This window comes from Acaryochloris marina S15 (assembly GCF_018336915.1).
In the GTDB taxonomy this organism is placed as follows: Bacteria; Cyanobacteriota; Cyanobacteriia; order Thermosynechococcales; family Thermosynechococcaceae; genus Acaryochloris; species Acaryochloris marina_A.
This window is the reverse complement of record NZ_CP064923.1, coordinates 4,129,170-4,142,500: the sequence shown is the minus strand read 5'-3', so window position 1 is coordinate 4,142,500 and position 13,331 is coordinate 4,129,170. Positions and strand designations below refer to the sequence as shown.

At 47.4% G+C, this 13,331-nt stretch carries 10 protein-coding genes and 2 rRNA genes (1 of these 12 only partly in view); 8 read left to right on the top strand and 4 right to left on the bottom strand.

The window, feature by feature from the left end; all coding sequences use genetic code 11:
• The 3 genes from I1H34_RS18960 to I1H34_RS18950 all read left to right on the top strand — a co-directional run.
• Window positions 1–144 (top strand): 23S ribosomal RNA (locus I1H34_RS18960) (it extends 2,734 nt beyond the left edge of the window).
• 66 nt (window positions 145–210) lie between these two features.
• Window positions 211–327 (top strand): 5S ribosomal RNA (gene rrf / locus I1H34_RS18955).
• Window positions 328–614: 287 nt separating this feature from the next.
• On the top strand, window positions 615–923 hold the full coding sequence (locus I1H34_RS18950; RefSeq protein WP_212662535.1) for a hypothetical protein: 309 nt from the start codon (window positions 615–617) through the stop codon (window positions 921–923).
• Window positions 924–965: 42 nt separating this feature from the next.
• On the opposite strand, the gene selD is transcribed toward I1H34_RS18950, so the two are convergent.
• Window positions 966–3,218 carry a selenide, water dikinase SelD gene (gene selD, locus I1H34_RS18945; RefSeq protein ID WP_212662534.1) on the bottom strand — a complete coding sequence of 751 codons (2,253 nt, stop codon included), beginning with the start codon at window positions 3,216–3,218 and terminating at the stop codon, window positions 966–968.
• A 253-nt stretch (window positions 3,219–3,471) separates the two neighbouring features.
• Between selD and I1H34_RS18940 the strand changes: the two genes are divergently transcribed.
• From I1H34_RS18940 to I1H34_RS18920, 5 genes are all read left to right on the top strand, one after another.
• Window positions 3,472–6,294, top strand: a complete 2,823-nt coding sequence (locus I1H34_RS18940) for a bifunctional diguanylate cyclase/phosphodiesterase (RefSeq protein WP_249369393.1) — start codon at window positions 3,472–3,474, stop codon at window positions 6,292–6,294.
• Window positions 6,295–6,466: 172 nt separating this feature from the next.
• Window positions 6,467–7,912: a circularly permuted type 2 ATP-grasp protein gene (locus I1H34_RS18935; RefSeq protein WP_212662533.1), complete on the top strand. Its 1,446-nt coding sequence runs from the start codon at window positions 6,467–6,469 to the stop codon at window positions 7,910–7,912.
• Window positions 7,905–8,888, top strand: a complete 984-nt coding sequence (locus I1H34_RS18930; protein WP_212662532.1) for an alpha-E domain-containing protein — start codon at window positions 7,905–7,907, stop codon at window positions 8,886–8,888. Before I1H34_RS18935 ends, I1H34_RS18930 begins: the two co-directional genes overlap by 8 nt.
• A gap of 4 nt (window positions 8,889–8,892) precedes the next feature.
• Window positions 8,893–9,732, top strand: coding sequence for a transglutaminase family protein (locus I1H34_RS18925; protein WP_212662531.1), 840 nt, complete (start codon window positions 8,893–8,895; stop codon window positions 9,730–9,732).
• Window positions 9,733–9,876: 144 nt separating this feature from the next.
• Window positions 9,877–10,434 (top strand): hypothetical protein, encoded by a 558-nt coding sequence (locus I1H34_RS18920; RefSeq protein ID WP_212662530.1) that lies wholly within the window; start codon window positions 9,877–9,879, stop codon window positions 10,432–10,434.
• Between the two features lie 19 nt (window positions 10,435–10,453).
• On the opposite strand, the gene I1H34_RS18915 is transcribed toward I1H34_RS18920, so the two are convergent.
• Genes I1H34_RS18915 through I1H34_RS18905 form a run of 3 tightly spaced genes read right to left on the bottom strand, consistent with a single transcriptional unit; the run spans window position 10,454 to window position 13,289 of the window.
• Window positions 10,454–11,239, bottom strand: coding sequence for a proteasome-type protease (locus I1H34_RS18915; protein WP_212662529.1), 786 nt, complete (start codon window positions 11,237–11,239; stop codon window positions 10,454–10,456).
• A gap of 35 nt (window positions 11,240–11,274) precedes the next feature.
• On the bottom strand, window positions 11,275–12,126 hold the full coding sequence (locus I1H34_RS18910; protein WP_249369392.1) for an LmeA family phospholipid-binding protein: 852 nt from the start codon (window positions 12,124–12,126) through the stop codon (window positions 11,275–11,277).
• Window positions 12,111–13,289: a M20 family metallopeptidase gene (locus I1H34_RS18905; protein ID WP_212662528.1), complete on the bottom strand. Its 1,179-nt coding sequence runs from the start codon at window positions 13,287–13,289 to the stop codon at window positions 12,111–12,113. The genes I1H34_RS18910 and I1H34_RS18905 overlap by 16 nt, the downstream gene beginning before the upstream one ends.
• Window positions 13,290–13,331: the final 42 nt, after the last annotated feature.

The following is a 13,331-nucleotide window of genomic DNA, read 5'->3' as shown; positions in this document are numbered from 1 at the left end:
CTAAGTGGGAAGCCCACCTCAAGATGAGTGCTCTCATGGCATAAGCCAGTAAGGTCACGGGAAGACCACCCGTTAATAGGCGGTAGATGGAAGTGTGGTAACACATGCAGTCGAGCCGTACTAATAGACCGAGGGCTTGACCTCATAAATCATTGAATGTTTGACAGAATTTAGCTATGCAGTCTTGAGGGTTTTAACCCTAACAGTCTTCCTGGTGCTTATTGCACAGTGGACCCACTCCGACCCATCCCGAACTCGGTTGTGAAACGCTGTAGCGGCGAAAATACTTGGGGGGTAGCCCCCTGGGAAAATAGCTCAGTGCCAGGTTAATATTTAGAGTAGGCCTTCTCATTAGAGAGGGTCTACTTTTTTAGTTGGATACTATTGGAAGGATTGTCATGCTTTTCCTCAGAATCCATAGATTGATAGGGAATATCATCCATGAATGACTCCTCGACCCAGAATATTGCTTAATGCATGTGGATTATGGCCTAAGATGCCAGTTCGTATCAGATATTTAAAAAAGCTTTCTACAAATTGCTCTTTACAAGAGATTTCATAAAGTGGTACGCCAGTAATAAGCGTAAATATTACCCGTAGAAAGGAAGGGTATTATGACTGCAAATTATTGGTTGTTCCCAGCTCTAATTTTGGCGATAGTTGTAATCTTGTTTTTACTGCGACGCGTTATTCTCACAGATCGTGCTGAAGGACAAGTTCTGAATGAAGCCAAAAGCAAGATTTCATCTTTGACCACTCAGCAAGAGGAATGGTTAGCGAATATCCAAAAGACCCAAGAGAAATTGGTGATGATGTTTCTGGCTTTGGAAGAAACGAAGAAAGAAGCGGGACTACAATCTGTGAGTGTCTCAGATAAGCTAAGGAGGGCTTCTTCTGCTGAAAAATTACTTAAAAATATTTGAAACAGGTCAAGTTCTATACATTTACTCCCTGATAACTTTTTTCTAGTGAATAAGGATGGGTTTTTGCAGGCTGTTTGAGGTTTGAGGCTGGTTAGATACAGTTGTTCCAATTATTGAACTGTGTGTATATCCCATGTCATTTAAATCCTCTAGACATTTATCAGCGTGTTCTTTGGGAACTGTAGCTAGCAAACCTCCTGAGGTTTGAGGGTCAAATAGTAGTGGCCATAGGAGGTGCGTTTGGGCTTGAGATTGATTGGCAACCCAATTCCCAGCTGTTAAGTTTTGGGGGTATAGGGAGCTGTGAATATTTTGGGAGATGATTTCGGCTACCCCTGACATAGCTGGGATTGAGGCTAGTTCTAGTTGGACTTGTATGGGGGAAGAATGCAGCATTTCGGATAAGTGGCCAATCAGTCCAAATCCGGTGATGTCTGTGCAGGCGGTAGCTTGATGTTTCAGGAAGCACTGGGCAGCCACTTGGTTGGATTGCAACATGGATTGCAGAGCTGAATCGATCCACATTTCACGGGCTTGCTGGCGCATAGCCGCAGCAAAAATCAAGCCTGTGCCTAGCGGTTTGGTTAGAATTAGAACCTGATTAGGCTGAATACCTTGTTTGGAGAGGATGCGATCTCGATGTACGAATCCATTGCATGCCAAACCAAACGTCAGTTCTGCTCCCTCGGTTGTGTGACCCCCAACTAGTTCTGCTCCTGCTTGTTGCAAAACTTTTGTTGCGCCGGCAAGCAGGTGATAGAGGGTTTCTGTGAGGGCTTTATCTGTACCATAAGATAGGGTTGCCATAGCCAAGGCTGACTGCGGTGTTGCCCCCATTGCAAATAGATCGCTGAGACTATGGTGAGCGGCAATCTGACCAAAAATAAACGGGTCATTGATAAGGCTGCGAAAATAATCAAGGGTATGGACCATCACTTGGTCAGGAGGCACTTCGACCACAGCAGCATCATCTGCTCCTGCTAATCCCACCAAGATGTCTTGGCGATAGGGAGGATAGTCTTGGCGTAACCGAGATAAGGTTTGTTCGAGAACTGAACTGCCAACTTTCGATCCACAGCCTGCACACTGCATTGGGAGTAAAGGTTCTGAAGAGGAATCGGCTCCCATTATGGGCAGCTCTCGAAATTGGTCCATAAACTTGCGATCGATGGCATCTTTCCAGCGCCATAGCCAGGCGGATTCATTGCCTAAAGGCAATGCTCCCCAAGACATAATTGCTTTGCGATCGCCCGTACTAATCAAGCTCAAAAACTTCGATTGGGGCTTGTAGATTTGTAGTGATTCACCTTGCAGTAACCGTCGTAGATTTTCGGCTAACGGCTTACCCTGACGGACGGCAAACACGCCAGCCTTGGGGCGGGGAGACTCTACCATGGCTGCAATATCCCCTGCTGCAAAAATGTGAGGATGGGAGACTGACTGTAAGGTCGGACGTACCTGAATAAACCCTCGATTGTCGGTGGCGATACCAGATTGTCGGGGCCAAATAGGTGCAGAAGCCCGGGTGACCCAAAAAATGGTGTCGCATTCTACCTGAAACCCTGACTCACAAATAACTTTCCCTCTTTGCACCTGTAATACCGTTTTTTTTAGGTGTAAGTTAATGCCTTGCTGAATCAAGATCTGCTGAAAGCGATTGCGAATCCGGGCATTATGGCCTGTCATTACCCGTGCTCCGCGGTGGAACAAATGCATGGTCAGATTGGAAACGGGTTGTCCTGCTGCTTGCAAAATCTGCTGTAGCTGATGCTGGATCGTCAGTACTAGCTCCACTCCACCAGCACCGCCCCCCACTACCCCAATGCTGATCGGCTGATCGGGATGTTGGGTGACGCGCTCAATCACCTGCTGCCATTGCTGTAAGAAAAATCGCCAGGGTTTGACAGGTACGCTGTAGTCCAGGAGGCCAGGAATATCTGGCAGTTCTGGTGTGCTGCCAATATCAATGGATAAAGTATCAAAGTGCACGGGGGGATGCACTGCACAGAGCACTTGATTCTGGTCTAAGTTGAGACCGATTGCCTGATCGACATAAAGTTGGGCTTGGGCTGCAGTTGCTAGCTGTCGTAAGTCAATATGGCACTCTTCGTAGGTGTAATGTCCTGCTACATGGCCTGGCAGCATGCCTGAATAGGGGGTATTGGACTGTTCACTGATGAGGGTGATGCGGACTCCGGGCAAGGGATTCATGGCAAAGTTGCGGAGTGCGATCGCATGACTATGTCCCCCTCCAATCAGCACTAATTCTTTTTCAATGGGTTGTTGACGCTCCACAAAAACTCTGGTCCTAGAATCGCTGTGTTGATGGTACTCTCTTCAACCTCAAGTTGCCTGAGACCAACCTAAAAAAACTTTAAGTTCACTGAAAACACGGTATTGATGCATTTTCAGTAAATTTCCTCATGGCAGAAGAAAATTTTATACAGACAATGGTAGATACTCCTAACCTTGCAAGCTCGGCCTATTAATAACTATTCAGGCCTAAAAGCCCCCTTTTTTAGATCGTCAACTCTCATCTGAGACAAGAATGAATTCCCACAGCATGGCTACTCACTCACCTTGTTTATCCCCAGGAACTGAGGCCTTGGAATTAGACATATCACAATCTGCATTGAGTGATTTAGGTATTGCCATCATTTCTGCCAGTGGACATTTTCAGCAAGTCAATGCCACCTTCTGTAAAATTATCAATATTTCTGTCTGTGAATTGATTGGCAGCCATTACCAAGATATTTCCCAACTTGCACTGTTCACAGAGTTTGGCACCCAATTACAGCAGTTACTTCAAGGTGATCTGGAAGTCTTTCATTTTGAAGCTACCCATCAAAATGCTAAGGCTCAAAAGTTACCTTGCTTATATACAGTAACGTCCGTGCATGGCAGCAATCCAGAAGACAAAAGTTTTTGTCTTAAGCTCCAATACATCCATCCTGACCAGGACTTGCAAAAGGCAACACTATATCTGAGAGCCTTAGCTGCAGAAACAGCCAATGATGGCATTGTCATTGCAGACGCCACTGTTCCTGGATTTCCCGTGATTTTTGCGAGCCCTAGTTTCTATCAGTTCACCGGATACACGCCCGATGAAGTGATTGGAAATAGCTGTCGTTTTCTCCAAGGTCCTAAAACAGATGCCAATACAGTCGAGGGGATTCGCCAGGCCCTCAACAATGATCAGACCTTCGAAGGGGAAATTCTTAACTACCGAAAAACGGGGCAACCTTTTTGGAATTTATTACGGATCAAACCCCTAACGAATGCTCAAGGTGAGGTGCATTTTTTAGTCGGAATTCAGACGGATATTACCCAACAAAAAGAAACTGAGGAACGGCTCCGCCAATACGAAACTATTTTTAACTCTGCTGGTAGTTATATGGCACTAGTCGATACCTGCTATGCATACTTGGCCGCGAACCCCCAGTACACTGAAAAATTTCATAAGGCGACAACGGATATATCTGGCCAGCACATTGCAGATATTCATGGCCAGCACTTCTTCCAAGAAATTATTAAGCCAGATCTAGATCGATGTTTTGCTGGGGAAAAAGTTCGACGGCAGCATTGGTTTCCCTCTCTTGATGAAACACGGTATTTCGATATTGAATATGTTCCGTTTCGCAATCAACAAGAACAAATTATTGGTGCGGCAATTTCTTCTCGCGATATCACCGTCCTTAAAGATACAGAAGAAGCCCTGCGTGAAAGCCAACAGCGGTTCCATGACTTTGCTGCTATTGGAGCAGACTTGTTTTGGGAAACGGATGCAGAATTAAGATTTACCTATTTATCAGAGCAGCATTGTTCTTTGACGGGATCTCCCATCGAAGTGTGGATCGGGAAATCTTGCTTGGATTTCTATGCTGTGTTTCAACCCACGGCCTGGGATCAGCTTAACCAAACTCTAGATTTATTAGAGCCTTTCGATGTTGAAATAGAGTGTCAGCATCTGAATGGGAATGCTCGAATTCTGAGAATGATTGGCAGACCTGTCTTGAGCCCTCAAGGTGTCTTCTGTGGTTATCGAGGGATTGGTCAGGATATTACAGAAGCGCATTCATTATCACAACAGTTATCGCACCAGGCTACCCATGATTCTCTGACTGGGCTGGTTAATCGTCGAGAGTTTGAGCATCAGCTCAATCAGATTATCGAGCAGAAACAGTCTAGTCAAATTCACCATGCGCTTTGTTATCTAGACTTAGATCAGTTCAAGATTGTCAATGATACCGTGGGCCACCTGGCAGGGGATACTCTCTTAAAGCAGGTCGCGGATTTGTTGCAGGCTCATATTCGTCAGACCGATATTCTTAGCCGTTTGGGGGGAGATGAATTTGGCTTATTGCTGAAGAACTGCTCCTTAGACAAAGCTCGAATTGTCACAGAAAACCTCATCTCTGAACTCTCTCAATTTCGCTTTATCTGGGAAGGCCAACTCTTTAAGATTGGTGCCAGTATTGGGATCGTGCCGATTACTGCAGATACCGACAATCTAACCCTGCTATTCGCAAAAGCGGATGTTGCTTGCTACGCAGCTAAAGATCGGGGTCGTAATCGTGTTCATATTTACTATGCTCAGGCCCAAGGGGTAACGGAACAACACAGCGAATTGATGCAGGTGGCGACTATTCGTAAAGCTTTAGAAGAAAGCCGATTTCGCCTCTATTATCAGCCCATTGTTCCTCTAGATACAGAGACTAAGATTCCAGTTTGTTATGAAATCTTGCTCCGCTTGCAAGATCCAGACGGCAAAATTCTTCTGCCAGGCAGTTTTCTCCCTGCTGCGGAACGATATGGGTTGATGTTAGAGATTGATAAATGGGTGATCGAAAATGTTTTGGTCAAGTATGGCGCTTACTTTCAGAGCCAGGAGAATACTCGCATTTCTATCAATCTGTCGGGTAGCTCTCTCAACGATGACGCTTTGCTGGATTTTGTCCAAAAGCAACTGCATAAAACTCAGCTTGAACCCCACAAGATTTGCTTTGAAATCACAGAAACTGTAGCAATTAGCAACTTTAAGCAAGCGATTCAATTTATCGAGAAAATGAAAGAGTTTGGCTGTCACTTTGCGCTGGATGATTTTGGTAGTGGATTCTCATCCTTTTCCTATCTCAAACGTTTTCCCATTGATTATTTAAAAATTGATGGCAGCTTAGTGAGAGATATGGTGGAAGATACAACCCATCAAGTGATGGTGTCAGCCATTAATCAGATTTGTCGAGCGATGCAAATCAAGACTATCGCTGAGTTTGTAGAGAATGGAGACACAATTGTTGCGCTTGAAAAAATCGGTGTTGACTATCTACAAGGGTATGCCATGGGTAAACCCCAGCCCCTGCCCACAAAATAAGTCTGGAGGCTATCTCTGTGCAAACTGGGGCGCGATTTGAATTTGGAGTGACTCAGAGCAAAAAAAAGAATTTTAGGATGTTTCAGTATCTAGGTATCGAAACATACAGTTTCGGGATATCAAGTTGCCAGTAAGATACCACCAGGCTTTATAGCGTCTATGGGGCAGCTCTTTGCGATTTGATACTTATGACCCTGAGCATTTCTATGATGAGCTTTTCCAGAGTGGACAAACTCCTCGTCCCCAAGGACAAGTTCTGGTAGACAAAATTCATGGTTTGCCTGAGGGAGAACTATTACAACGTCAACGGGCTGCTCAGGAGGCGTTGTTCAAGCTAGGGGCAACATTCAATGTCTATGGTGAAACGGAAGGAACTGAGCGGATTTTCCCGTTTGATGTGATTCCGAGGGTCATTTCTGCTCAAGATTGGACGTTCTTAGAGCAGGGCCTAAAGCAGCGTATTCATGCTCTCAATTTGTTTATTGATGATATTTACAACGACCAGAAGATTCTGAAGGATAAGGTCATTCCTGAGGAGCTGATCCTGTCTGCCAAGGGATATTTGTCGCCTTGCATCGGTCTAAAACCGGCCAAGGACGTTTGGTGCCATATTACGGGCACTGACTTAGTCCGAGACAATGATGGTCAATGGTACGTGCTGGAAGATAACTTGCGCTGCCCATCTGGAATTTCCTATGTCCTCGAAAATCGGCAGGTGATGAAAAGTACCTTCCCTCAAATTTTCAAAGAAATTCCAATTCAGCCAGTGGATGAGTACCCTAGCCGCTTATTGGCGACTTTGATCCACTTGTCACCGAACACCATTAGCAGCCCAACCGTCGTCGTCCTCACGCCTGGTATTTATAACTCTGCTTACTTTGAACATTCCTATCTTGCTCAGCAGATGGGGATTGAGCTGGTGGAAGGGCGCGATTTAGTTGTGGTGGATGGCTATCTGCAAATGCAGACGACCAAGGGGTTACAGCAGGTAGACGTTATTTATCGTCGCCTGGATGATGATTTTATGGACCCCACTGCCTTTCGGCCTGATTCTCACTTGGGGATACCGGGATTGATGGAGGTGTATCGGGCGGGACGAGTTGCGATCGCAAATGCCCCTGGAACCGGTATTGCTGATGATAAAGTCATCTATGCCTACGTCCCGGACATGATCAAATACTATTTAGGTGAAGATCCAATTCTGGCCAATGTCCCCACCTACTTATGCTGGGAGGACCAACAGCTCAAGCATGTTCTTGCCAACCTCGATCAGCTAGTGGTCAAGGCTGCGAATGAATCTGGGGGATATGGCATGCTGATTGGCACCCAATCCACCGAGGCAGAACGCCAGGAGTTTGCCCAGCGTATTCGTGCCAATCCTCGCAACTACATTGCGCAACCAACCCTTTGTCTTTCCAGAGTCCCGACCATCTTGGGAGAGGAATTTTCTGGATGTCATGTTGATTTGCGCCCCTATATCCTCTACGGCCAGGACATTTATGTCCATCCAGGAGGATTAACAAGAGTGGCCTTAAAGAAAGGATCACTCGTCGTGAATTCGTCACAAGGTGGGGGCTCTAAAGATACATGGGTACTATGCCCGGAGGAAAATGCTTAGTCGTGTTGCCGATTCTATCTTTTGGCTCAATCGCTACATTGAGAGAGCCGAAAATGTTGCTCGTTTCCTAGAGGTCAATCTCAACTTAATTTTGGATCTGCCGACCCGGGTGCAGCAGCAGTGGCAGCCCCTAGTTGCCACCACCGGGGATAAAGATTTCTTTGAGCAGCACTATGGGGAAGCCAATGCTGAAAACGTCATTAAGTTCCTCACCTTTGACCATCAATATCCCAATTCCTTGATCTCTTGTTTACAAAAAGCCAGAGAAAATGCTCGATCGGTGCGAGAAGTGATCTCCACAGAAATGTGGCAGCATGTTAATGCCTTTTATTTGCTGGTGGCCAATACGGCAGACGATTTAGCTTTGGCCGATCTGAACCAATTTTTGGAAGAAGTAAGGCAGGCCAGCCACCTCTTTGCCGGGATTATGGACGCGACCATTTCCCATAATGAGGGCTGGCATTTTGGCCAAATGGGACGCTTATTAGAACGGGCAGATAAAACTTCCCGTATCCTGGATGTCAAATACTTTATGCTCTTGCCGTCCCTTCAGCATATGGGAACTCCGATTGATGAATTAGGCTGGATTGCCCTGTTAAAATCCACCAGTGCCTATGAAATGTATCGTAAACGCAGCAATCGGCACTTAATTACCCCCGCAGAGGTGGCAGATTTTCTGATCCTTGATCCAGATTTTCCCCGTTCTATTCGATTTTGTGCGGTTCAGGTCGAACGGTCTTTGCATTTAGTCTCCGGCAGTCCTTTAGGATCCTGGTGCAACCCTGCGGAACGGTCCATTGGCCGTTTGCGCTCCGAATTAGAGTTTCTAACGGTTGAAGAAATTATTGAGGGAGGAATGCATCAATTTTTGGATCGATTGCAACAGCAGATGAATCAAGTGGATCAGGAAATCTTTAAAACCTTTTTGGATCGCCGTCCTGTCCACACCCATCTACAAATTCAATCTCAGTCTTAAACTTGTGCATTTTACGATTGTTCATGCCACGACCTATACCTATCCTCAGGCCGCCGAATTGGGGCCACATCTTTTGCGGCTTCGTCCTCGGAGTATGGGGGAGCAGCAGGTCTCCAATTTTGATCTGCAGATTGTGCCTGAGCCGATGGGGTTAAACCAGGCTTTAGATGCGGAAGGGAATACGGTGATGCGTTGCTGGTGGCCAGAAACCCCATTGACCACGCTGCAAGTGACCGCAACATCCGAGGTGATAACGACTTGCACCAACCCCTTTAACTATTTATTGGACTCCTGGGCAACGCACTTTCCCGTTGACTATCCCAGTTCCCTTAAGGCCATTCTGTATCCCTATCTCTACTCTGATTTAGATGCGGTTGCTACCCAGCTTGCTCAGGAGATTGCAATGGCGGTAGATAGCAATGTGATCAACTTCCTGACCCAACTTAATTTACAAATTAATCAATCTTGCCAATACCAAACCCGAGAAACGGGGCAACCCCAGCCTCCTTGGCTGACTTGGCAGCAAAAACAGGGAACGTGCCGAGACTTTGTCTGGCTATTTATGGCTGCTTGTCGCGGCATGGGGTTAGCGACCCGCTTTGTCAGTGGTTATGAGGCGGGGGAGCCAAGTCAAGAGCAAACCCTTCATGCTTGGGCCGAAGTCTATTTACCAGGAGCAGGCTGGCGAGGCTACGATCCCACTATGGGTTTAGTCGTTTGTGATCGCCATGTGGCGGTGATGGTGAGTGCTTGGCCCCAGCAAACTCAACCCATCTCAGGCAGTCTGCGGGGCGGAAACAGTAGTCCTATCCCTACCTATAGGGTCTCTGTCCATAGCCAATGAAGTGCCCTGGTAGAGAATGATCCCTCGTGAACTCTTCCACCCACGAAATCTGTATTCATCACTGGCATCTGTCAGGATGCTAGGCAAACTGGTCATACTGAGTAACGACGAGCTTGTGCTCAAAACTTTGGGAGATTTTTGTACATGAGAAATAAGGGAACGTCCTTTACTGCCCTTTCCATCTTGGGTGGAATGACTGCTTTGACGATTAGCGCTTGCAGTTCTGCAGCTTGGAAGGACTACTCTTCTACGCAAGGGAAATATTCGGTTTCGATGCCAGGTACTCCTAAAGAAGAAACGAAAGCCATTCCTGCTCCTGGCGGAGAAAAGCTGAATATGGAAATTGCGCAACTTGATTTAGGGAAAGAGGCTTTTGTGGTGGCCTTTATGGAATTTCCCGGCGATGCCAAACCCCCTATCCCCATCCAGCAATTGATGTCTACTGCCATCAAAGGTGCAGTTGCATCCAGTATTAATGGCAAGGTTAGTAATGAGAAAGAAACAGAGGTGAATGGCGTTCCTTGTCGGGACTTTCAGGCAACGGGTAAGTATAAGTCTAAGGATGCCTCCATGGCTGGTAAATTCTGCTTCTCCGGCAACCGACTCTATCAAGTGCTAGCCATGGGCGAAAATACCGGCAAGGCATTTGACGATAAGGCGACCAAGTTCCTCACTTCGTTTAAAATTACCGACAAATCCTAATGTTTGATCAAGAGGAATCCTAAGGCAAGATATCCGTCATCACCAGATGATTATCTTGGTCTTGGTCTTCGTTGTCATGCCAAGCTAGGTCTGGCAGTTTCTTGAAGGCTTGCCGGAGAGAGGTTTCCCAAGATTTCCGTAAGCGCAATAAATAGGGGTCACCCCGTTCCAATTTGAGCCGATATCCGACTTTCAGGGTATCGGCTTCATACATGGCCATATTGATGGGGGGGCCTACAGAAATATTGGACTTCATCGTCGAATCTAGGGAGAGCAGGGTGCATTTAGCGGCGGCATCTAGGGAGGTCTCGTCATAATTAATGATGCGATCGAGTATCGGTTTCCCATACTTGATTTCACCAATTTGTAAAAAAGGCGAGTTGCGTGTAGCGCGCAGAAAATTGCCTTGGCTGTAGACCATATAGAGTTCTGGCAATTCGCCTTTAATCTGGCCCCCCACTAAAAAACTACAGTTGGCACTAATGTTGTCTTTTTGCAGCCAATCTTGGTGTTGATCGAGGACTTGGCGCGTTTTTTCACCGAAGTAATGGGCAACGTCGTACATGGTGGTGAGTTCGTTAATATTGCCCTGAACTCCTGCTTTGCGATCGCGCCGAATTAACGTCAGTACACTTTGGGTCATAGACAAATTTCCCGCAGTACAGACGAGTATCACTCGCTCTCCAGGACGAGAGAGATCAAATAATTTTTGGGCTGTCGAAACATAATCAACCCCTGCATTGGTGCGGGAATCAGCTGCCATAATCAGCCCATAGCGGGTGATGACGCCTAAACAGTAGGTCATGCGGTGCTCGCCTTGATGTGAGGAAGAGTATGCCTTCAGTCTAGGGCTGATTCTTCAGCTTGGACAGGCATGATTTTAATTGTCCCCTGACAAAGAATGGCTGCTTCTGTAATTTGCAGGATGGTGAGTTGGACATCGGTCCCTAGATCAAACCTAAAGTCATGCAGGTGGGTCAATGGAATGGGCTGATTGGCGGGTGGATAGAACCCCTGAGGCTGCTCTAGACGCAACTCATGGGGGTTGACGAGGACTAACCCTGTGTCCAAGACAATAGCTTGCAGTTTTTCGGTTATGGGATGTTGGACTTGAGCCTGTATCTGGATGCGATGGTTTCCAACCGGCCTTCGGCCATCGCAACTCAGTTCCATCCGCACGGCTGATAATTGAATCTCGGGTGTAGCCCCAGGCTGCCAGCTAGGGAAGGGCCAGTCAGACACCCCACTCAGCTGTTGTTCAATCAGAGGCACCAACCCCAACTTCATCGCTTTTTGGAAGAGTTCCGAGTCGGTCGATGCCGCTAGATCTGCAGAGGTCAGGGCCGCATCAAGTTGAATGGATAGGGGTTCTAAGAGCCGAATCGCTTTGCCTCGTAGGACCTGCCGGAAGTTAGTACTGATATTTTCAGCAATGACTTGGGCGCGGCTGAGGTGAATGCCTTGATATACGGCTTGGGCTGCTGATAGAAATACTTTCGGGATTGAGCCTGATAGCAGTTCACGATTGCCGCTGTCGATTTGAAGTTGGAGATCATCGATGTGATCAAGTTGCGATCGCAACCACAATTTGATCGCTGGGGTGAGAACCTGTGAAATCAGGCGACCCTTCCGTTGGGGGGCAAGTTGTTCTTCTGTCTCCACTTCGATCTCCAGTCCTAGACCTGCTGCCAATAGTTCAGAGCAGCATTGGCCATCGTCATTACCCCTGTGACAATAGCAGATTCTTGAGCTTCAAACTGGGGGTGATGGAGGGGGGGATTGGCCTGGTCGGCCTTCCCCACCCCTAGGCGGAACATGGCGCCGGGGGCATGCTCCAAATAAAGGGAGAAATCTTCTGCCCCCAGAGAGGGCTCCGTGAGGACTCGTACATTGTGGCTACCGCAAACGTCTTGGGCGGCCGTTTCGATTAACTGGGTCAAGCTAGCCGTATTATGCACTGACGGCACCCCCGCTTGATAATCCACATGGTAGCGGGCACCGTAGGGACGGCAGACGCTGGCGACAATATCTTCAATCCACTGGGGGAGTTGTGCTCGGGTTTCTGGATGCAGGGATCTCACTGTTCCCTGCATTTGGACCTGATCCGCAATCACATTTGGAGCCCGTCCTCCCTTCATTTGACCAATGGTTAATACGACCGGACGTAAAGGATTCTGGGTGCGGCTAATGGCCTGTTGTAGGGTTGTGATCACCTGGGCCGCAATCCAGATTGCATCCACTGCTTCATGGGGGCGGGCTCCGTGACCCGCTTCTCCCATAATCGTAATCTCTAAGTTATCGGCTGCTGCTGTTAGGGCCCCATATCTTACTGCGACCGATCCAGCCGGAACACTCGGAAATACATGCACTGACAAAATCGCATCAACGTTTTCCATCGCCCCATCTGCCACCATCCATCTAGCCCCTTGGGCAATTTCTTCTGCGGGTTGGAACAGAAAGCGGAGCTTGCCCGGAATCTGATCCTGCATAGCCGACAACACCATGGCGGTGCCCAAGCCAATGGTGGTGTGAATATCATGGCCACAGGCATGCATCACCCCTGGCTTGCGAGAGGAAAACTCTAGCTGAGTCATTTCTTGGATGGGCAGGGCATCCATATCCGTGCGAATGGCGAGCTGCCGAGAATCGTCTCCTTCTCCTTTTAATTCACCGATCACCCCTGTTTTGCCCACTCCCTCCCGAACATGCAACCCATAGGAAGATAGAATGCCGGCGACATAAGCAGACGTTTGATATTCCTGACCACTTAACTCTGGGTAACTGTGCAGATGACGCCGAATCTCAATCAGTCGAGGAGAGAGTGTTTCAGCAAGCTGTTTGATTCGAGTCGACATGCAAACCCTTTGATTTCGATATCCATACTTTATGCTAGCGAT